This window comes from Rubneribacter badeniensis, assembly GCF_002899695.1.
In the GTDB taxonomy this organism is placed as follows: Bacteria; Actinomycetota; Coriobacteriia; order Coriobacteriales; family Eggerthellaceae; genus Rubneribacter; species Rubneribacter badeniensis.
Genome location: NZ_PPEL01000064.1, coordinates 1 through 19835, shown reverse-complemented (window position 1 = coordinate 19835; position 19835 = coordinate 1). Strand labels below are relative to the sequence as shown.

Below are 19835 nucleotides of genomic sequence, written 5' to 3'. Positions count from 1 at the left end.
CCGGTTGGGGGGGGGGGTGGGGCGCTTCGCAGGACGGCACCCCGTGCTCGGTTCCTCAAGTCTTTATATAACCGGGAGCGTCATGGATAAAAAGGCGGGTATTCTCCAGTTTTTCGCCCGGAAAACTACGGATCGAAAGAGACTCGAAAGGTGGGCTTCGCGTAACGCCTGATGAGAGAGTCGCATGTTCGATTATTCCGTTTTGAGAATAGAGAAACCGCGCGTTTTTGTCCACGCGGCGAACGGGTCTATGTTAGACCAAGATTGCTATAGGCCAGATCGGCCCCGCCGAGCGCGAACCGCCCAGATGCCTCGGAAGCCCCCGATCCGTCAGGCGGGGGCCTTGTGGGGCGTCTGACCGGAGGGGTCCGGCTCGGAGCTAGAAGAGCATGGGTTCGTATCAATCCTGGTTTAACAGAGACAAGGGCCACTTTTGGCAGAAAATCACCGAAATCGGAAGAACCGCAGCGCGGCTCTCGCCCTGCGGCCCGGCGCGGTCGGAAGAGGGGTTTCGGGACCAGGCGTTTCCCCGGTGGAAGGAGGGGGGGGCGGCCCCCTCCCCTTCCGATTTCGGTGATTTTTTGCCACAGAGGCGCACCGCACGCATCGAACCGCTGCCGGTGGAGGCCGGACCGGATCGCCGCGTGCGGCGCGTTCCGACGCTTCGGAAGACCTCGCCTGTCGGACGATGAACTGCCTCCCATTTCTTGGGCACGAGAAATGGGAGGCGGTTCATCAGGCGAGGATCCTTCCGAAACGCCCGGTCAGAAGGGGTTCGGCTTGTGATCGAACGAACGCGGGCTCGTGCCAACGGCAGCTCAGCAGAAACGCGAACGGAAACCGAAGACGGACGGCTCGACCGACAGAAGGCAACAGACCTCCTCCCCGAACACCTCTGCCCAAGCGCCCCCACAAGCCGAAAGCCGAAAAGCAGCGCGGACCGATGCGTCCCCTCAGTGCACCAAGTCGATAAGCTCTTGGCGGCTGTGAACCCCCAGCTTCGCGTAGACGTGCTTGGCGTGGGTGGCGGCCGTTTCGCGCGAGATGACGAGCGCGTCGCGCACATACGGCACCGAGCGTCCGCGCGCCAACAGGTCGAACACCTCTGTCTCGCGCGGGGTGAGGCCGCCGCGCGCGGCCAGCTCGCGAATGCGCGCGGTGAGATCGTCGGCGTCGGATGCGCCCGAGCGCGCCGCTCCCGGTGCGGACGCGTCCTCGTCAAGCGCCGGGTGCGGGCGCGCCGCCCCCGAGCACCCGTCGGACGCCCCATCCGCGCCCCGCACCTGCGCGTCTGCCATTGCCGCATCCGCGACCGCCGCACCCGATGCGCCCGCCAGCGCCGCGGCCGCCTCCGTTCCGAACGAAAAGCTGCGACCATCGTTGAGCACGAACATCGTCGACACCACCAAAAGCGCCATCGACACAGCCGCCACCTGATCGAGGGAGAAGGCTCCCGCCGCCATGCCCGCATCGACGAACACGAGCGCGAACACCCCGAAAAGATCGCCCATATGCACGAATATCCAGCCCAATCCGTACGACTGCACCGGCGTAGCCGTCCCCTGCACTGCGTACCGTGCAAAATACATCTGTGTGATCAGGCAGAATGCGAAACGCGCAGCGATAGCCACCCCGTAGGCTGCATACGCGCCGCACTCGCCGCCCGCCACGATGAGCGCGGCAAACCCGATGACGAGCGCCGGGCACATCCACCGGTACAGAAACGGCAGCGACACCCGGCGCGGCCCCGCCGTCGCCGACAGCCCCACGATCAGCATGAACACGATGCTCGCAAGGATGACCGCCTGCGCCTCGGGCGCGTTTTTGGCGGGCGCATGCCAAAACGATCCCTCCAAGCACACGAACAGGCACGCCGTCAGTATGCCGAACCCCGCGCGCCCCATCGAAGCCAGCACGCGCGGCAAGCCCGCCCGCGCATCGTCATGCGCCCGCGCATGCGCGCGCTCCTCGAACGATCCTCGGTACTCTCCCACGCTTTTGCCGCGCACCACGTCCTGCCACGACAGGGCAAGGCACAAACCCGACGCCAGCGGAAACACCGTGACCGTCGCAAGCGCCACCCAGCCGTCCATAGCCGACACCATCAGCACGAGCACCGCCGCCAGCACAGCCGACGAAGGAGCGAGGAATTCCGCCTCCTCCTGCGTGACCCTCGCGTAGTACTCGCCCCACATCACCCACATGAACCCGCTACCGAACCCCGTGAGCACCGATCCCGCCACGAACAACGCCACCGTCGCGCCGAAATCGGCCGGCACGCAGAACAGAAGCGGCGTGGAAACCGCCGTAGCGACGGGCGCGACCCAGAATAGCGCCGCATGTTGCGCGGGCGACCCCCACCGCCGCTCCATCACCACGACAAGCGCGAGCATGACCACCGACATGGACACCGGCAACCCCGTGAAGAACAGCTCCCATCCCGCACCGTATGCCGAGGCCGCAACGCCCGCGCCGGTATGGCCGCCCGCCGCGTCGGTGTAGAACACGCAGAACACCCACGACAGCAGAAACGCCCACCCCAGCCGCCGCGTCGGCGCGAACCGCTCGACCGCCGCCAGCAACGCATCGAAGCGCCGACCCTTGCGCGCGCCCTCGACCATGCGCCCATCCCCTTCTCGTTCGCCCGCCTTCGTCCGCACCTTTGTACCACAGGGCAACACGCTTGGCAAAAGGGCTCGCACCGCAGAGGTGCACGGAGGGGGCCGATGCGATGGCCGGCAGTCAAGCGCACAAGAAAGGGACGCTCATGAGAAGCAGGGTCTTCACACCGCCGGCAACCTTCGCGTTGCGCTGCATCCTAGCCGGCTGCTCGGCCCTCGCCACCGCCGAGCGGAAGCCGCACCCCCGGCGCTACCCCGCCGCGCGCATGACCAGGCGCTTCACATCCGCACGGTACTCGGGACGCACGAGGTAGTGCGTATACGCCTCGAGCACGGTCTGAAAGGCCACGCCGCGGCCCACAATCTTGAAGCAACCGATGCCGTACGCGTCGTGAAGGTCGCGCACCTCCTGGTCGGTGAAGATCACCGGGTGTCCCGGCGCATGATCGAAGAAGTCGGCGCGCTTCGCTACGCACTCGAACGGGCGCATGGAGCCCGAGCGCTGGTCCTCGCTGTTGTGCAGGTAGTGCTCCTGGCGATGCGGGCAGCGAAAGGCGCAGAACTCGTTCACCATGATCTCCGTCTTGGCGGGGTCCTCGATGGCCCCGAGGAATGCGGGGTCTTTATGGCGGTTGTAGTCGAGCACCACCCAGTCGTAGCGCTTCGCCATGCGATTGACCTCGGCCGCATCGGCCAAAGGCCGCGTGGTGGACAGCACGAGGCGCATGCCGTAGCGCTCGCGCACGTAGTCGCCCACGAAGTCGGCGTACACGATGGCCTCGCCGTCGTGGCGGGCGGCGGCGGCAAGCATCTCGTTCAGATACCGGTCATGCAGGTCGTCCTCGGTGGCCAGCATGTTCGTCAAGGTGAGGCGCGGCCTCACGCCGTGCTCGGCCAAAAGGGAGAACGCCTCCTCCATCTGCGCCGGCGTCGCGCGATCGCGCAGATACGCGCGGCCGCCGTTTAGGGCGCACGCGGGGAAGCACCCGTACACGCTGTCGATGCGCACGCCGTCCTGGAACAACGTCGGACGCTGCTCCATCAGGCGAATGAAGAACAGGTTGAGCCCCAGCCCCACCGTGAAATCCGGCAGCGTGTAGTTGATCATGCTGAATCCTCGATTCCTTCGGTAAAACGCGCCGACCCCCGTCCCTTCGATACGCCGCCTTTGACACGTTCAGAATCACTGGTCGTTCGGAGAGACAGCGAGGGTTTCCGCAGCGTCAGCAAGTTCCGTCGGCCGTCAAGCCGACGGAACTTCTTAGAACATGCACATCTCCAAATCCTCGCCGAGTATCGAGTGCACCTTGTTGTACATCGATTCCGGCTTGTTCGGCGTCCACGTGGGACGCTTCATGGAGAAGCACACGGCCTCCTTGCCCATGAACTGCCTGATGGGAACCAGCCCGCTCACCGTGATGGCTTGCTTTGGGCAGATGCGCTCGCACAGGCGGCACTGCATGCACGCGCTCGGACGATGCACGACGCCGAACACGCCATCCTCGTCGATCTTCTTGATGGCGCCCGTCGGGCAGAACACCGCGCACATGCGGCACGAACTGCACTTCTCGGCGTCGATGGACACGGCGCCGATCACGCGCGTCTCCACCTCGTCGGCCACCGGCTGGCCATCGCCCACATGCCGCAGGTAATTGTACAGCCGCACGCGGCGCGTGGGGACGAAATGCGACAACGTGCCGTCGGGGCCGACCTTGCGGTACGCCACATGGACGGGCTCGAGGGCAGGGTCGGCCGCGCCCAAGCCCTCGGCCACCGCCGCTCCGGCCGCACGGGCCGACGCGTCCTTGGCCGACTTGAAGAACTCCCGCCGCCCCATGCCGCCGTCCGCATCGCGCACCTCGCAGGAGCGTCCCCGTCCCCGCCCTCGCGCCGAAGCGCCCGAACGGGACGCCAACACCCGGTCGGGCACGCGTTCCGTCAGCTCGATGGACAGGGACGACCCGAACGCCGCAAGCAGGTTCTTCGCACTCGCCGCCACTTCGCGCGCAAGCGCGCCACCGGGCGCATGCGGACACGTCTCGCACGAGCCGCATGCCAGCGTCGCGTCGAACGCGCGATACGCCGCCAACCCCACGAGCGCCGACTCGTCGATCCGGCCCAAACACGGCACCACGCAGGCGTCCACCGCGTCCGCACTCGCAACGCCCGCCGCCGCAAGCGCCGTCTCGCACACGATGACCGGATGCCCCTTCGTCGCCACGATGGAGCGCTTGAGCTGCGCCGTCAGCTCTTCGTCCGTGGGGTTGCGCAGCTCGATGGCGCAGGTGGGGCACGCCGTGGCGCACGTGCCGCACCCGATGCAGCGCTCCGGCTCCACGACCAGCTCGTTGCCGCGCAGCGAAAGGGCGCCCGACGTGCACGCCTCCACGCAACGCAGGCAGTCGGCGTTGCGGTTGCGCACCGAGATGCAGCGTTCCTCGTGCACGGCGATGGTGTCGCTCTCGATGCCGCTCAGCAGGGCAAGCACCCCGTCGATCAGGGACATGGCTACCCCCTCTCCGCAGTCCCGCCGCCGTCCGCAGCGCCGTCCGCAGCCACGACCGGCGTCTCAGGCGCAGAAGCAGACGCAGACGCCGCGCCACCCGCAGCCGCGGGGACGGACGCGGGAACGGGCGCGGAAGCGGACGCGCCCCGCCCCTTGTTCGGCAGGAAGGGGAACGTGATGGCGTGCTCGGGGCACACGTCGGCGCACGCGCGGCACTTGCTGCAGTCGTTGAGCGTCGTCTCGCCCGCCGCGACGTCGTGCAAATTGATGCCCTCGGGACACGCCCGCTCGCACAGGTTGCACGACAGCCCGCGACCCTCAAGCAGACACTTCTCGGAGTCGATGCGCGGCCTGAACGTCCGGTTCAACCCGCTGAACAGGGAAAGCAGCGCGCCCAACGGGCAGAAGCGCTGGCACCACTTCGGCAGCAGCAAGACCTCGATCGCGATGATGGCCGGAAACGCGAGCACCGTCCAGGTGGTGTCGCCGAACGCGAACAGCCGCATGACCAAAAGCACCGTGGCGAACGTGAGGCCGATGGGGCAGATAAGGCAGAACACCGGGAAGCCGAACACAAGCGTCGACCCGAGCGCCGCCGCCAAGATGCCGTGGCGGCTGTCGATCTTGATACCCTTGGCCTTGCCGCAGGGAGCCGTGCATGCGGAGCAAGCGGAGCGCGACACCATCCCCGGGCTTTTGTCACGCTCAGGAGCGGGTGCCGCCGCTTGCACCGCAGATTCCCCCGTCTGCGCCACATGGAAGGCGGGAGCGGCAGCGGAGCCGTCCGCAGCGCCACGGGAGGCGGCGGGGTCGTCCGCAGCGCTGCGGGAGACAGCGGAGCCGTCCGTAGCATCGCAGGAGGAAGCAGCAACGGAGCTCGAACCGGTGCCGCCTTCAACAGAAGAGCCCGAAGCGCGCAACGCGCGACGCTTCCCCTTCTTCTTCCCTCGCGCCATGAAGTGCACGGGGCACGCCCAAGCGCAGAACACCTTGCCCAGCACGACGCACACCGCCAGCACTGCCAGCATGCTCACCACGGCCATCGGGATGGCCGTGCGCTCGGCGATCATCGCCAAAAGCGCGCCCAGGGGGCACAGAAGCGTGATGGTGTCGAACCCGATGCCGCAGAGATTGCCGATGCCCCCGGCCGTGAAGTACCCCACGGCCACCACCGCGAGCACCGCCAGCATGATGAGGAACCGCAGCCGAGCGCTGTTGAACTTCTTCATCTTCCTCACGCCTCCACTTCTTCGGTGGGCCGAATGACGATGGCACGGTCGGTGGCGCCTGCCGAGATCGACCCCGCCGACAGCGAGATGCACGCCCACTCGCACGCGCCGCATCCGTTGCATGCATCCACGTTGACCACGGGCACGTTGTCCGCGCCCAGCTCGAGCGCATCGTAGTTGCACACATCGACGCACTCGTGGCAGCCCATGCCTTTGGCCGCCAGGCACCAATCGCGATTGAGCACCGCCTTGCCGATGATCACGCTTGCCGGGTCGGGGCACACGAGCACATGTGTCGGGCATACCGCGACGCATTTCGGCCCGCCCGGTTCCATCTCGCAGAAATCGCACCAGCCGCTCTTGAAGTCCATGCGCGGCGTGCGCGCGTTCAAGATGCCGTCCTCCAGATGCGCCGGGGCGATGGCGTGCTTCGGACACACCTCGCGGCACTTCTCGCAGTGCAAACAGCCGCGGACAAGCTGCTCCTCGTCCTGCCCTCCCGGCGGGCGCAACAGCGTTTTGCTGGGAAGGTACTTCACGCCTCCCAGCCCCACCACGGCGGCGGCTCCCACGGCACCGAGGGCGAACGTGCGCCGCGACACGCGAGGGCCCGCAGCGCGCTTGGGCTTCGCCTCCTGCCCGCTCATCATGCCACCTCGGCTTTCTCCCCGTCCTCGCTTGCATCGGCCTCGTCCTCGGACAGCACGGCGTCCAAGAACTCCCGATCGTTGCGCAAAAAGCCGTCGGTCAGCTTGCCGAGGCCCTTGTAGAAGTCGGTGCGGGGGAATTTCTGCAGGTCGGCCGCCATCATGGGATACCACGCCAGCAGATGGTCCTCGAGGAAGTTGCGCTGCGACAGCAGAAGGGCGCGGCACGCGTCCTCGTCGCCCTCCTCCAACGCGGCGATGGCGCGCTCGCACAGGATCTGCTCGAACTCAAGCTCAAGCGCAATGTGGTCCTCGCCCTCCTTCCAGCTCTCCTGCTTGGCCAATCCGGCGGCGCGGTACAGCACGAGCACCTCGTCGCGCGCGTCCTGCATCATGAGCCGCTTCGGGCTCGTGTACACCGACTCGTAGGGGTACGCAGCCGAGAAGCCGTCGTTGCCCGAGCCGATGAACGCGCGCACGTAGTCCACCGCCAGCTCGGTGAGCACGTCCCCGCTCGCTTGGCTCAGATACCCGCAGATCATCCGATAACCTTCGTCCACAAGCGGGTTTCCCGTGTTCGCGGGAAAGCGCATCGACACGAGCGTGTCGTACAGCTCCTGATCCACCTCCGTGCGGAACAGGCGCGAAAGGAACTGGTAGGTGGCCCTGCGGCCGCGCAGCACGTCGACGAGGCCGATTTCCTGATCGTGAGACATGGATGCTCTCCTTCCCTAGCGAACGGACGAGGACGGGGCAGCGACGCCCTCGACAGCGGATGCGGCGTCGGAGGACGTGGCGGCTCCGAGCGAGGACGGATCGGCCGCATCCTCGGCAGAGGGCGCAGCATCGAACAGGCCGGACGCGAGCACGCTGCGCCCAAGGTCAGTGATGGTCCACGTGTCGCGCCACTCGATGGCACCCGTCTCCTCGAGCTTGCCGCGGAAGAAACCGCAGAAGCGCCGCGGCTCGGCGCACAGCGGGTCGCCGTCCACCGCGGCGTCGAGCTCCTTGGTGGGGCAGCCGCCCTCGCGCGCCGTCATCTCCAGCACGCGCTGGAAGATGGGCAGATAGCGCTTCTCCTCGACGATCTTCTGGACGATGCGATCCTCGTTGACGTGCGCCGCGATGGCGTCAAGGCCCGCCTGGGTGGCCTGATAGCGGCACGGAGGCGCAGGCGTCACCGAGATGAAGTCGCCCTCCGGCTCTTCGCCCTCCGTCGATGCTTCGCCGTCCCCGGCGGCAGACGGCGCGACATCCGCGTCCGCGCTTTCGCCCATCGCCTCCGTCGCACGGGCATCCTCGCCTTCGGCTGGCGCGCTCTCTGCCTCCTCGCCCTCAAGCCGCTCCAATGCACCGGCGCGCTCGAGCAGCTGGATCACCTGAACCGAGCTGTACACGCTCGTGGGGCTGGGGTGCGCTTCGTCCAGCGCGGCGGCCGCCTCCTCAAGCGTGCGCGGCTCCGCGCACAGCCCCACGGCGCGCAGCAAGCGGAATTGCTGTCCCGGCATGCCCGCAAGCAGCTTCTCGATACGCTCGGCGGGAGAAAGCTCCACCGGCGGGGGCACCACGCTCTTGTCGGCATCAGGAATGGGCGGCAGGTAGTCGGCCTCGGCGTCGTCCCGCTCGCCCTCGTCCAAATCCAGGTCGGCCAAAGGGTCGAAATCGTCATCGATCACAAACGCTTCGACATCTCTCATATCCATCAGTCCTCTCGAAACTCGCACCTTCACTTGCAACCTCGCCTCCCCATCGGGAGGGATCGTTCATCTTCCAAAGCCCGCCAACATCCGTCGGAGCCCGCCAGCGGCCGCGCCGTCCACACCGTCCGCGCCGCCCTGTTGCGACTGCCGTGGAGCAGGTTCGCCCACCACGCCTCGGACTTGCGCAACCAGCGTGCGACCTTGCGCGGATGCGGGGAGCGGGGCGCGTCACGTCCATCGAACCGCCCGCCACCCGTCTGCGCCTCCCGCGCCACCCCTTCGTTGCGCCCACCGAAGGCCGTACAACCCTGCGCGACCCTGCGCGGGCACACTGAAAAGGGGGTGGACGCACCCGCCGCGCGCTCGCACCCGCCGCCTCACTGGGTCGAGACGTTGTAGAGCACCTTCGTGGGCAGCTCGCGGGGAACGCTGGGGTCGATCGACAGCACGTCGTCGGACAACGACGCGAACACGGAGGGCGCCACGCTGGCCAACCGCTCGCCATCGCGCACGAACACGCGCGTGATCTGCACGTTCATGCGCGCAGTGGCCTCCAGCGCCGCACGCTCGAACCGCGTGCACACCACCTGCTCGTCCGCTGCGGCCAGCACGTCCAGCGCAAGCGCGCGCTCGCGCTCGAGGGCCACGCGCCGGTGGTCGATGGTGAACTTGTCGTCCACCGCGTCGTTGCCGGGAAGAAACCCGTTCACGAAGCCGGTCACGAACACCACCCGCGCGTGGCGGCCATGGCAGCGCCCGTACGTCGCGACGCGCACGGCGTCGCGCGCCGCGTCCTCCGCGGGCAGGCGAAACGCCTCGCGCGCGAGGCGGCCGACGTCCGCGCGCTCGGGATCGTCGCCCAGAAGCGCCGCTTGGCGCTCGGAAAGCGGCATGCCGTGCGCCTCGAACAGCGCGCACGCCTCCTCGCGCGTCAGCCCGTCCGCGCACGCGCGGCGCAGCTCGTCTAGCTCGTCGAGCGGCGCGTCGAACTTCCCGAAGATGGTCGAGGCGCGCTCCTCGTCGCGCTGCGCGCGCAGCTGCGCCACGGCCTCGGCAGCGGAGATGCCGCGCTCGCGCGCGTACGCCAAAAGCTCCAGAAACGCGTCGGAGCGCACAAGCCAGTCGCCGAAGCCCATCCACGAGCGCAAAGACGTGAAATCGTCGGGATCGAGAAGAAGCCGGAGGAGCGTCGCCAGCTTGAGCTGGGCGTAGCGGCCCTCCGTGCGGGGGTCGCCCTTGATCTTCCCCTCGAAAAACGCGCGCTCCACGGGCACGCCCCGTTCCTCGAGCGCATCGGACAGGCGCGCGCCCCACGCCGCGTTCGGCACCGCCACCAGCACGTCTTTCGGCGCCGTCCCCGCCGACAAGCGCTCCTCCACCGACGCGGCCACGAACGCCTGCTCGGCCTCGGGATCCTCAAGCGCGCGGCTCTCCCGCGCAGCGCGCGGACGCGCGTCTTCCACCCTCACCACGCACTCGGCCTCGTTGGCAAGCTCGCGGAATCCCTCGAAGCACGGATACGGCTCTTCGGCGCTCGCAGCCGCCAGCGTGCGCCCCGCCGCCACCAAGCCGCGCGTGGCCAGATGGCGCACCAAGCGCTGCGACGCCCTGCTCATCGTCGTGTAATCGTCCACCACCAGCACGAGATCCTCCCGCTCGACCCCGGCGGCCACCAGGCCGCGGTGCGCGAGCGACGCCGCCTCGCACGGCAAAAGCGCACGGCGCGCCTCAAGGTTCTCGGTCAGAATGGCGTAGACGGTCTGCTCCTCGGCAGAGATGAGCCAGCGCTCGTCATCATCAGCGCACTCGCTGATGCTTTTGTAGAAGAACTTGAGCATCTCGCGCAAGCGACCAGGCTTGAGGCCGCTCACCTTCACGTCCTCCATGAGGACATCCATCTCGTTGCCGTCCAGCACGCGCGCGCCGCGGCCCACGGCCGCGCTCACCCGCGCATCGCCCATGACGCCCAAAGCCAGCTCGCGCACGGACACCGCGCTCGCCGCATCGAGCGGCGACGTCGGATCGGCGTCAAGAAGCGCCCGGTAGCGCGCCGCCGTCCAGCTGTCGGCGCACACGATGCGCACGGGCAACCCGGCCTCGGCGACGCGGCGCGCATACGCTGCAAGCGTCGGCGCGACGTCGTCGGACGCGTCGTGCTCCACGCACGCGCATGCGCCCTCGATTGGCAGTTTGAGAAGTTCGTCCATCGCGTCCCGTACAGACGCGACCGTGCAAGCACCCATCGTTCGGCCTCCATCCATCCTCTTTGGATGAAGCCCTTTGCTCGAAGCCCCCCAGCTTCACAGTGCTTCCTTATGCGTTTGCACGTTCGAGTATGCCCGAGCGGCGCGGACGCGTCCACCATCATTCCGAAACGGAATGGATGAGATCGAGCGCCCCCTGCTTGCTCTCCACGCCGAGCTTGCGGTACACGCCGGCCAGCACGTCGGCCACCTCGTCGCGCGAAAGTCCCAGCTCGGCCTCGATGACCTCGAAACCGCGCTCCTCCACGTACAGGATGAGCGCGCCCAGCTCGCGCCCGTCGAGGCCGCAGCGCTCGGCCACGAGCCGGCACTTGCAGCGCAGCGCCGTGTCGCCGGCGTCCGTCGCCGCGACCGCCATCGCACCCGACCGCGCATCTACCGCACCCGCGCGAGCGCCCGCAACCCCGCGCGGCACGCTCGCGCGTCCCTCGCCCGCGGCGCGCACGAGCGCCCCGGTGGCGCGCAGCAACCGCTCCATCTGCCGCGCCTGGGCGTACAGCACGCTTCCCGCCTCGGTCAGGCTCACGCCGTTGCGGTCGCGCACGAACAATTCGGTTCCGAACTCGCGTTCGAGCAGAGCGACGTGCTTGCTCAACGTGGACTGCGTGAGGTGCAGTTCGCGCGCGGCTGCCGTGAAGCTGCCGCGATCGGCCACCCGCGAAAACTCGCTCAGATAGGTCGTCTCCACCGGTCAGCCCGCCTCGCCCTGCTCGCCCGCCGCGCCCCGTTCGGCCTGCTCTACCGTCTCGTGCGCCAGATCGATGAGCTCTTGGCGGTTGTCCACGCCCGTCTTCTGGTAGATGTGGCGAATGTGCGTGCTCACCGTTCCCGCCGATATGAACAGCGTTTCCTGGATGCGCGAGATGGTGCGTCCCTCAAGCAGCAGAGGCAGCACGTCGGTCTCACGCGGAGACAGGGAGAAGCGCTCGGCGATGATGACGCTCGGATCCACCGGATCGGCCACCTCGTCGGCAGGGGTTTCAGACGGAGCAGCCGCCCCCACCAGGCTCACCTCCCCGATGCCGATCTTGATGAGGTCCGTTTCCGTGAACAGGAACAGGTGCGCGATCAACAGAAGCGACACCGCCACCAGCGTGACCAAGGTGAGATCGAACATGCTCGCCCCCGTCGCCTCAAGCGAATGTGCGAACAGCGAGCCGGCTGTCTCACCGCCGTACAGCGCCACGAACCCCAGCCCGATGGCACGCGCCGGGCTGACGCGGAAGCTCGACGACACGTCGATACACACCACGCACAGCACGAGCACGAAGCAGTGGTAGCCGCCGAAGATGAGCGCGCTCGAGTACGTGTTGTTGTCGGACATGAACGGCGTGAACAAGCATCCCAAGCACAGCACGAGCATGGACACGCGGTAGGAGTAGAAGATGCCGTCGCGATGCAGGAACACGGCGATCAGGCAGATGGCAAGGGCACCCGCAAGCCCCGTCAAGAACAGAAACGTGCCGTACACGTCCTGCACCTCGTAGGTCTTGCATCCCGACACCACGTCGAAAAACCCCATGAGCACGCCGATGAGCACCGCCCCCGCGAGCGCCTTCACGAACAGGGCGACCGTGCTGCGCGAAAGCTGCTGCTCGGACTCCCGCGGCGCCGATGCCGCGGGAAGCGAGGCCGTGCAGCGCCTCAGCAGCACGGCTGAAAGCATGGGCATGACCACGATCGACGCCACCACCGGCACCGTCGGCCCCGCAATCAGCACAGAGCCCGCCGCAAACGCCGCGCACAGCGACCCGGCAAGCTCCACGAGCGCCACGCGCCCGCCCAAGCCCGATTCAAGCTCGATCCAACACAAAAACAGCACCGCCGACCCCGTCCCGGTCATAACGGCGCTCAGGCCGAGCGCGAGCATGCCGGCGGGCGTGGTGGGATCGGAAAACGGCGCGAGCACCGATCCCGCGCTCATCATGAAGGCCGAACCCCCGACGATGGAGCGGTTAGAGCCCACCCGCTCGCGTCGCACGATCACGGCCACGAACAGCATGGTCACCACCATGGCCACGAGCGAGATGAGCAGGCCCATGTACAACGACCCGCGCACATCGGAGGAAAAACGGTACGGCACGATGCTGTAGAACATCATGAGCATCCACAGCCACTGCAAAGCGGCGCCCGCAACCCGCTTGGGCGAAAGGCTCGCCCCCAATGCAGCGCCCCATGCGCCTCGAAGCTTCTCCACGCTCTCGCACCCCCTCGAACCCGTGAGAGACGCCGTTCGCGCCAACCCCCGCCCGCGCGTCCGACCCTCTGCCAGCTCGCCGGACTCTCCGCACGCGAGGCAGGGCCAGGTCGCCGTCTCGTCTTCGCGGCATAAGGCGGCATCCCGCCCCGCCTTGCCAAAGCCCCTTTCCGACGTACCAGATTATACGGAAAAGATGAGCACCCCCCCCCTCGAAGATTTATCCTAGTTTAAGGATAATTTATGATGCTCCGACAGCATCAGGCCAGTTCACAAGCATCTTGAGTTTTTCATGATCGCAAAATCATAAGAATTTATGATGTTCTGAATCCGCTTTTCAACGTTTGCGCGATGCGTCCGATGCCCTCTCGTCCGTATGGTCGTCGCAAGCGATACGGGGACTTTGCACCGTCGACGCCCACCGTGCGTCCAGCGCCCCCGAGCGGCAGAAGGCAAAAGCGCGCTCGGGCGTCCGACGGCAGCCCCCCGCCCCGTTCGCTTGCGAAAGACGAGTAGGAGCAAGACGAGAAGACGAAGGAGGAGGAGTATGGGCAATCTGACTATGTCGCGACGTACGTTCGTCAAAACCGCCGCCATCACCGGCGCTGCGGCTGCGGCGTTCGGCGCATCGACGCACACCGCGCTGGCCGAGGAAACCTATCCCGTGGTTTCCGGCCAAGACACCGTGGCCGTGAAGACGTGCTGCCGCGGCTGCGGCAAGATGGAGTGCGGCGTCAAGGTCATCGTCCAGAACGGGCGCGCCATCCGCGTCGAAGGCGACGAGGGCGCGTTCCAGTCCATGGGCAACTGCTGCACGAAGTCGCAGTCGTCCATCCAGGCGGCGTACCACCCCGACCGTCTGCACTACCCCATGAAGCGCACGAATCCCAAGGGCGAGGAGCCCGGATGGCAGCGCATCAGCTGGGACGAGGCCATGCAGACCGTCATCGACAACTTCATGGAGATCAAAGCGAAGCACGGCGGCGAGGCCATCGCCTGCCAGGTGGGCACGTCGCGCATCTGGTGCATGCACTCAGAGTCCATCCTGAAGAACATGCTCGAAACGCCGAACAACGTGGAAGCCTGGCAGATCTGCAAGGGCCCGCGCCACTTCGCCACCACCATGGTGTCGCAGTTCGCCATGTCGTGGATGGAGACGATCTGCCGCCCGAAGGTGTACGTGCAGTGGGGCGGCGCGTCTGAGCTGTCCAACTACGACGACTCGTGCCGCACCACCGTCGACGTCGCGTCGCGCGCCGACGTCCACATCAGCGTCGACCCGCGCATGGCCAACATGGGCAAAGAGGCCGACTACTGGCAGCACCTGCGCCCCGGCACCGACGCCGCGCTGGGCTTGGCCTGGACGAACGTTATCATCGAGAAGAAGCTCTACGACGAGCTGTACACCAAGAAATGGACGAACGCCCCGTTCCTCGTGTGCGAGGACATGGAGCCCTCCGGCTTCCCCACCGTGCGCACCGACGGCTCGTACTGGGACGTGAAGACCCTCCTGCTCAAGGAGAGCGACATCAAAGAGGGTGGCAACCCGTATAAGTTCCTCGTGTACGACAACAACTGGGAAGCCCTCAAAGAGCAGGGCATCGAGCACGAGTACGGCGCGTTCACCTGGTTCAACGCCGACCAGGAAGGCAATATCGACGACACGGGCGGCTTCTGGGAGGGCGAGAACTACGACTCCGAGAAGGCGCGCGAGGGCCGCGAGGCCGCGCAGGACAACCTGCTGCCCGGCCAGACGCAGGGCTGGGTGCCCGACCTTCTGCCCTTCGATCCCGCCATCGACCCCGCCCTCGAGGGCGAGTTCGAAATCACGCTCAAAGACGGCCGCACCGTGAAGGTGAAGCCGGTGTGGGAGTACTACAAGGCCCGCGCCGCCGAGTACACCCCCGAGGTGGCTGCCGAGATCACCGGCATCCCCGCCGAGGAGATCGAGGCTGCGGCCACGGCCTACGGCACGCGCCTCGACCCCGAAAGCGGCTACGGCAACGGCGGCATCCAGTACATGCTGGCCATCGAGCACTTCTGCAACTGCATCCAGACCTGCCGCGTGTTCGACAACCTCGTGGGCATCACCGGCAACCTGGACACCCCGGGCGGCAACCGCGGCCCCACCATCGTGCCCATCGACGGCGACCTGCAGGGCTTCAGCGCCTGGGCGCCGGGTGCCACCACCCCGCCCGCCGAAGTCAACCTCAAGCAGATCGGCCGCGACAAGTTCCCGCTTCTGGGCTGGTGGCAGTACTGGGCCGACAGCCACTCGGTGTGGAACGCCGCCATCACGAGCGACCCCTATCCGCTGCGCGCCCTGTGGAACGAGTCCGGCAACTTCATGAGCCAGTCGAACACCACGCGCGCCTGGGAGGCCCTCTGCTCGCTCGACTTCTACGTGGACCTCAACCTGTGGCACACGCCGCAAAACGACACGGCCGACATCATCCTGCCCGTCGCGCACTGGATCGAGCTCAACTCGCCGCGCGCCTCGCAGGGCGCTTCCGGCGCCATGGGCGCCACGGTCAAGTGCGTACAACCGCCCGCGGAGGCCAAGTACGATCCCGAGATCGTCATGGACCTCGCGCGCCGCATGAACTGGCCGTGGACGACCGAGCCGGGCAACGAGTGGCCCGACATCCAGTGGCAGCTCGACGACTCCATCAAACTGCTCACCGACGACGAACTGACCTACACCACCTGGCACGTGGAGAACGGCGTTCCCACCTTCGAGCGCCACGGCGTGCCGATGGCCGAGGTCACGCCCAAGTACAAGACGTGGGACGAGTACGTGGCCGCCTTCCAGGAGCATGGCTGGTGGCAGGCCAAGGACATCGAGCCGCGCAACTGGGGCACGTACCGCCGCTACCAGACGGGCGCTTTGCGTGCGCGCGACCGCGTGTGGGGCCGCCTCGACTACACGGCCGGCAAGGGCATCGGCAACTGGAAGCCGGGCTTCTTCACGCCGACCATGAAGCAGGAGATCTGGTCCACCGTCATGGAGTCGCACCATCCTGACCATCCCGAGTGGTTCGTGCCCTCCTACTGCGAGCCGCCGCACGGCCCGAAGGACGGCGACCGCATCAAGGAGTACCCGCTGACCGCCACCACCGGCCGCCGCATTCCCGTGTACTTCCACTCCGAGCACCGTCAGCTTCCCTGGTGCCGCGAGCTGTGGCCTGTGCCGCGCGTGGAGATCAACCCGAAGACGGCAGCCGAGTACGGCATCGAGCAGGGCGACTGGGTGTGGATCGAGACCGAATGGGGCAAGATCCGCGAGGTGGCCGACCTGTACTACGGCGTGAAGGAAGACGTCATCAACCTCGAGCACACCTGGTGGTACCCCGAGGTGCAGGACGCCGGCCACGGCTGGCAGCTCTCGCAGGTCAACCAGCTGATCGACCACGATGCGCAAGACCCGCACGCCGGCAGCTCCAACCTGCGCGCTTACCAGGTGAAGATCTACAAGGCCACGCCCGAGAACTCGCCGTTCGGCAACCCCGTGCCGTGCGACAGCACCGGAAAGCCCATCATCCACACTTCCGACGACCCGCGTCTGAAGGAATGGCTGCCTACTTATGAAGGGAGGGAGTAAACCATGACGAAAGCGATCATCACCGACGTCAACCGGTGCGTGGGCTGCCTTGCATGCTCGGTTGCTTGCAAGGCCGTCAACAGCGTGCCCATCGGCAACTACTGGAACAAAGTCGTGCGCGTGGGGCCCAACCCCATCCCCGGCGGCTCGGGCCAGTACCCCGACGTGTACATGTACTTCCTGCCCATCAGCTGCCAGCACTGCGAGAACCCCGAGTGCGTGCACGTGTGCCCCACCGAGGCTTCGCACGTGGCCGAGGACGGCACTATCCAGATCGACAAGGAGAAGTGCATCGGCTGCCAGTTCTGCGTCATGGCCTGCCCTTACGGCGTCCGCTACCTCAACGAGGAGGAGAAGGTCGTCGAGAAGTGCACGCTGTGCGAGCAGAAGCTGCTCCAAGGCGAGTTGCCCCAGTGCGTCAGCCAGTGCGGCGGCAATGCCCGCTGGGTGGGCGACACCGACGAGGGGCTCGATTCCTTCGTGGGATCGTTCGACTCGGCTGGCAACCAGCGCAAGATGACCGAGTTCTTGGAGCCGTTCGAGGAGTCCGACATCTACCATCTGCCCGACGTGGGCAACAAGCCGTCGTTCTCCTACATCCTACGCGGGCAGCATTGGGAAGGAGGCGATGAGTAATGGAGACGCAGTGGCCTCTCGTTATCTTCACGTTCTTCGTGTGCGTGACCTGCGGCCTTTTGGGCAGCATGTCCGTGTTGGCCCTTAAGGGCCAAGGGCGCGACCTGCAGATGACGGCGCTTGTCGCATCTGCCGTGTCGCTCGTGATCGGCGGCATCGGGTCCTTCTTGCACCTGCAGCACTGGGAGCGCATCTTCAACGGGTTCGGGCACATCACGTCCGGCATCACCCAGGAGCTGATCGGGTGCGTGGTGCTCGCCATCCTCATCGTGGTGTGGTTCGTGATGCTGCGCGGCGGCAAGAAGCTGCCCGTGGGGCTGAGCGCAGTCACCCTCGTGGCCGCCGTCGCCATGGTGTGCGCCACCGCGCACTCCTACCTGATGGCCGCCATCCCGGCATGGAGCTGGGCGCTCGTGGTGTTCTACCTGGGCAACGCCCTCATGATGGGCCCCGTGGTGCTGTGGGGCATCGCGGCGATCAAGCGCGACCAGGAGGTCGAAAAGACCGCGATCGGCATGAGCCTTATCGGCGCGGCAGCCTCGCTGGTGGCCGATCTCGTGTACACGGCGGTGTGCGCCACGGCCACGTTCGCCAACTACGGGCACTACGCCGACCCGACGTCGATGACGACGGCCCCCACGCACATCGACAGCCTCATGGACATCATGGTGGCCGGCGACGGTGCGGTGAACTTCTGGGTGTCGCTCGTGTGCGTCGCGGTCGTGATCGCGTGCGCCGCGGTCGCCCGCAAGAAGGTGGGCGCGTCCGTTCCCTTCATGGCCGTGGCCGTTGTGGCGGCGGCGGTTGCCTCCATCCTGTTCAGGGTCCTGATCTACCAGCTGGGATACTCTGTGTTCCTGCTGTACTAAGCGCTCGGCGAAGCGCCGAACGCCTCCCTTCCCCCCTCCGGCGCCCTTGCGGTGCCGGAGGGGCGTGGTGACGCGCCGCTGCGGGGGCAAGCGCTGAAGCGGCACATCCTGCGGGGGCATCGCACGTTGGCGGTAACCCCCTCCACCGCCAACGGCAACCCGTCGCAAGCGCCGGCAACCCCTCCGTCGTCGGCGCTTCTGCCGCCGTCGTCGGCGTTTCCGGCGCTCCCCGCTGCCCCGTCTGGCATCGTTGCGAGGGAGCACCCTCGCTGGACGCGGGTCGGCCCCTTGCAACGATGCCTTCAGCGTGCATCAGACGTACGCCCCCACGCTGCGCCGGGATCGGAAACGAGCTGCATCGTCGCCGATCCCGGCTGGGGCAAGCGGAGCGCCCCTCCCCCTCTTTCCCCTTGCTCCGCTTGCCCCAGCCGGACGTCGCCTTCCCCTTGCGCGACACGTCCGGCCAACCCCCTGCCCGACGCCCCCCTCCCCCCTGGGACGTCGGGCATCTTTCGTTTGCGCGCCGGTTTTGTGGATTGCCAACGCCGATCTAACGGCCTTTGCCGATGCCGGCCTCGTCTAGCATAGAGCCAGCCTTACTAGGGAGAAAAAGGAGTTGTGGCAGAAGGACAAGCTGCGGGTGCCTACATGCCCAGGCCCACCGTCATGTGCATCATGTAGAACGCGAACCGCATGACGAAAATGCCCGCCAAAACGAGAACAGTCGCACCCGCTGCGCACGCAAGTGACAAACGGGCGCCGCGCCAGAGCGCAATACCGTCGACGACAACGCCCGCCGCCCCCAGCACGGCGAACGCGCCCACCATCGGGCCCCAGAAAGGAACCAGCTGCGCCGCCGTCACGAACGAGTTCTCGATGGAGCCCAACTCAGCCCCTTGCAGACAAAACGTCACCGTGTTCGCGACCAACGCGACCGCGGCCACGCTCGCCAGCACGCGCCCGATGCGCCCCGCGCGCATGTCGACCCCTGCGGCGCGCAACCCCGCGATCGCGAGGATGGGCCCACCTACAAGCGCGTTCAAAACCAGGTTGATCGGCACGTACGCCGTGTTCCACGACACGATCGTCTCGGCAGAATACGCGAACGCCACCGCTGCCACGAACGCCGCGCCAGCAGCCATGGCGCATCCGAGCCACAGGCGTTGCACGCGCGGCCACGGGTGCTCGGCGAAACCGTACAGCCAGTACAAGCCCGCAAGCGCCAAAAACACCACCGCGAAGAACACTTCGGTCGAAAGAGGACTGCGGCCCACGCCCAAAAACACGTACAGCGCGTTGGACGGATTGCCGAGGTGCGTGGCCGACGCCACAAGCCCCACCATGGCCACCACGAGGGGCAATCCCAGAAGCACGTTGAGGCGTTGGCGCATCGCCTCGGACGTGCCGCGCGCCAAAACAGGAAGCCCCATGCAGATGAACGCCACCGCGCCCGACGGCGCGAGCGTCGTGAACAGGACGAGCGTGACCTCGTCGAGGGCGGTGGCGAGCCCGGCCATCGCGCGCGCCTAGCGGTAGAACCGCGGGACGGCGACCTTAAGGCCCCG

Annotated in this window: 14 protein-coding genes; 3 read left to right on the top strand and 11 right to left on the bottom strand. The window is 66.9% G+C overall.

The genetic code is table 11. The features are described from left to right. Positions 1 to 953 precede the first annotated feature (953 nt). From C2L80_RS09835 to C2L80_RS09785, 10 genes are all read right to left on the bottom strand, one after another. On the bottom strand, positions 954 to 2621 hold the full coding sequence (locus C2L80_RS09835) for a helix-turn-helix transcriptional regulator (protein WP_103263122.1): 1668 nt from the start codon (positions 2619 to 2621) through the stop codon (positions 954 to 956). A gap of 250 nt (positions 2622 to 2871) precedes the next feature. Beyond that, positions 2872 to 3729, bottom strand: coding sequence for a hypothetical protein (locus C2L80_RS09830; protein ID WP_103263121.1), 858 nt, complete (start codon positions 3727 to 3729; stop codon positions 2872 to 2874). A 153-nt stretch (positions 3730 to 3882) separates the two neighbouring features. Then, on the bottom strand, positions 3883 to 5127 hold the full coding sequence (locus C2L80_RS09825; RefSeq protein WP_103263120.1) for a 4Fe-4S binding protein: 1245 nt from the start codon (positions 5125 to 5127) through the stop codon (positions 3883 to 3885). A 2-nt stretch (positions 5128 to 5129) separates the two neighbouring features. After that, the gene (locus C2L80_RS14400; RefSeq protein WP_239938888.1) at positions 5130 to 6356 is read right to left on the bottom strand and encodes a 4Fe-4S binding protein; all 1227 of its coding nucleotides are present in this window, start codon (positions 6354 to 6356) and stop codon (positions 5130 to 5132) included. A 5-nt stretch (positions 6357 to 6361) separates the two neighbouring features. Continuing rightward, positions 6362 to 7006, bottom strand: coding sequence for a 4Fe-4S dicluster domain-containing protein (locus C2L80_RS09810; protein WP_103263119.1), 645 nt, complete (start codon positions 7004 to 7006; stop codon positions 6362 to 6364). Beyond that, the gene (locus tag C2L80_RS09805) at positions 7003 to 7719 is read right to left on the bottom strand and encodes a TorD/DmsD family molecular chaperone (protein ID WP_087197560.1); all 717 of its coding nucleotides are present in this window, start codon (positions 7717 to 7719) and stop codon (positions 7003 to 7005) included. The genes C2L80_RS09810 and C2L80_RS09805 overlap by 4 nt, the downstream gene beginning before the upstream one ends. A 15-nt stretch (positions 7720 to 7734) precedes the next feature. Beyond that, the gene (locus C2L80_RS09800) at positions 7735 to 8700 is read right to left on the bottom strand and encodes a hypothetical protein (protein WP_239938887.1); all 966 of its coding nucleotides are present in this window, start codon (positions 8698 to 8700) and stop codon (positions 7735 to 7737) included. Between the two features lie 380 nt (positions 8701 to 9080). Beyond that, positions 9081 to 10910, bottom strand: a complete 1830-nt coding sequence (locus C2L80_RS09795) for a PD-(D/E)XK nuclease family protein (protein ID WP_239938885.1) — start codon at positions 10908 to 10910, stop codon at positions 9081 to 9083. Between the two features lie 157 nt (positions 10911 to 11067). After that, on the bottom strand, positions 11068 to 11655 hold the full coding sequence (locus C2L80_RS09790; protein ID WP_103263117.1) for a LysR family transcriptional regulator: 588 nt from the start codon (positions 11653 to 11655) through the stop codon (positions 11068 to 11070). Between the two features lie 3 nt (positions 11656 to 11658). Continuing rightward, positions 11659 to 13164 (bottom strand): helix-turn-helix transcriptional regulator, encoded by a 1506-nt coding sequence (locus C2L80_RS09785; RefSeq protein WP_103263116.1) that lies wholly within the window; start codon positions 13162 to 13164, stop codon positions 11659 to 11661. Between the two features lie 547 nt (positions 13165 to 13711). On the opposite strand from C2L80_RS09785, the gene C2L80_RS09780 reads away from it, so the two are divergent. The 3 genes from C2L80_RS09780 to C2L80_RS09770 are packed head-to-tail and all read left to right on the top strand — an operon-like array spanning position 13712 to position 18270. Beyond that, positions 13712 to 16765 (top strand): molybdopterin-containing oxidoreductase family protein, encoded by a 3054-nt coding sequence (locus tag C2L80_RS09780; protein WP_103263115.1) that lies wholly within the window; start codon positions 13712 to 13714, stop codon positions 16763 to 16765. 3 nt (positions 16766 to 16768) lie between these two features. Continuing rightward, on the top strand, positions 16769 to 17401 hold the full coding sequence (locus C2L80_RS09775) for a 4Fe-4S dicluster domain-containing protein (protein WP_087197550.1): 633 nt from the start codon (positions 16769 to 16771) through the stop codon (positions 17399 to 17401). Next, on the top strand, positions 17401 to 18270 hold the full coding sequence (locus C2L80_RS09770; protein ID WP_103263114.1) for a dimethyl sulfoxide reductase anchor subunit family protein: 870 nt from the start codon (positions 17401 to 17403) through the stop codon (positions 18268 to 18270). The genes C2L80_RS09775 and C2L80_RS09770 overlap by 1 nt, the downstream gene beginning before the upstream one ends. A gap of 644 nt (positions 18271 to 18914) precedes the next feature. Here the strand turns inward: C2L80_RS09770 and C2L80_RS09765 are convergent. After that, on the bottom strand, positions 18915 to 19787 hold the full coding sequence (locus tag C2L80_RS09765) for a dimethyl sulfoxide reductase anchor subunit family protein (RefSeq protein ID WP_103263113.1): 873 nt from the start codon (positions 19785 to 19787) through the stop codon (positions 18915 to 18917). Positions 19788 to 19835: the final 48 nt, after the last annotated feature.

Coding starts and splice junctions, on each gene's coding strand:
- C2L80_RS09835 (WP_103263122.1), bottom strand. CDS start 2,621: ATGGTCGAGGGCGCGCGCAAGGGTCGGCGCTTCGATGCGTTGCTGGCG.
- C2L80_RS09830 (WP_103263121.1), bottom strand. CDS start 3,729: ATGATCAACTACACGCTGCCGGATTTCACGGTGGGGCTGGGGCTCAAC.
- C2L80_RS09825 (WP_103263120.1), bottom strand. CDS start 5,127: ATGTCCCTGATCGACGGGGTGCTTGCCCTGCTGAGCGGCATCGAGAGC.
- C2L80_RS14400 (WP_239938888.1), bottom strand. CDS start 6,356: ATGAAGAAGTTCAACAGCGCTCGGCTGCGGTTCCTCATCATGCTGGCG.
- C2L80_RS09810 (WP_103263119.1), bottom strand. CDS start 7,006: ATGATGAGCGGGCAGGAGGCGAAGCCCAAGCGCGCTGCGGGCCCTCGC.
- C2L80_RS09805 (WP_087197560.1), bottom strand. CDS start 7,719: ATGTCTCACGATCAGGAAATCGGCCTCGTCGACGTGCTGCGCGGCCGC.
- C2L80_RS09800 (WP_239938887.1), bottom strand. CDS start 8,700: ATGAGAGATGTCGAAGCGTTTGTGATCGATGACGATTTCGACCCTTTG.
- C2L80_RS09795 (WP_239938885.1), bottom strand. CDS start 10,910: ATGGACGAACTTCTCAAACTGCCAATCGAGGGCGCATGCGCGTGCGTG.
- C2L80_RS09780 (WP_103263115.1), top strand. CDS start 13,712: ATGGGCAATCTGACTATGTCGCGACGTACGTTCGTCAAAACCGCCGCC.
- C2L80_RS09775 (WP_087197550.1), top strand. CDS start 16,769: ATGACGAAAGCGATCATCACCGACGTCAACCGGTGCGTGGGCTGCCTT.
- C2L80_RS09770 (WP_103263114.1), top strand. CDS start 17,401: ATGGAGACGCAGTGGCCTCTCGTTATCTTCACGTTCTTCGTGTGCGTG.
- C2L80_RS09765 (WP_103263113.1), bottom strand. CDS start 19,787: ATGGCCGGGCTCGCCACCGCCCTCGACGAGGTCACGCTCGTCCTGTTC.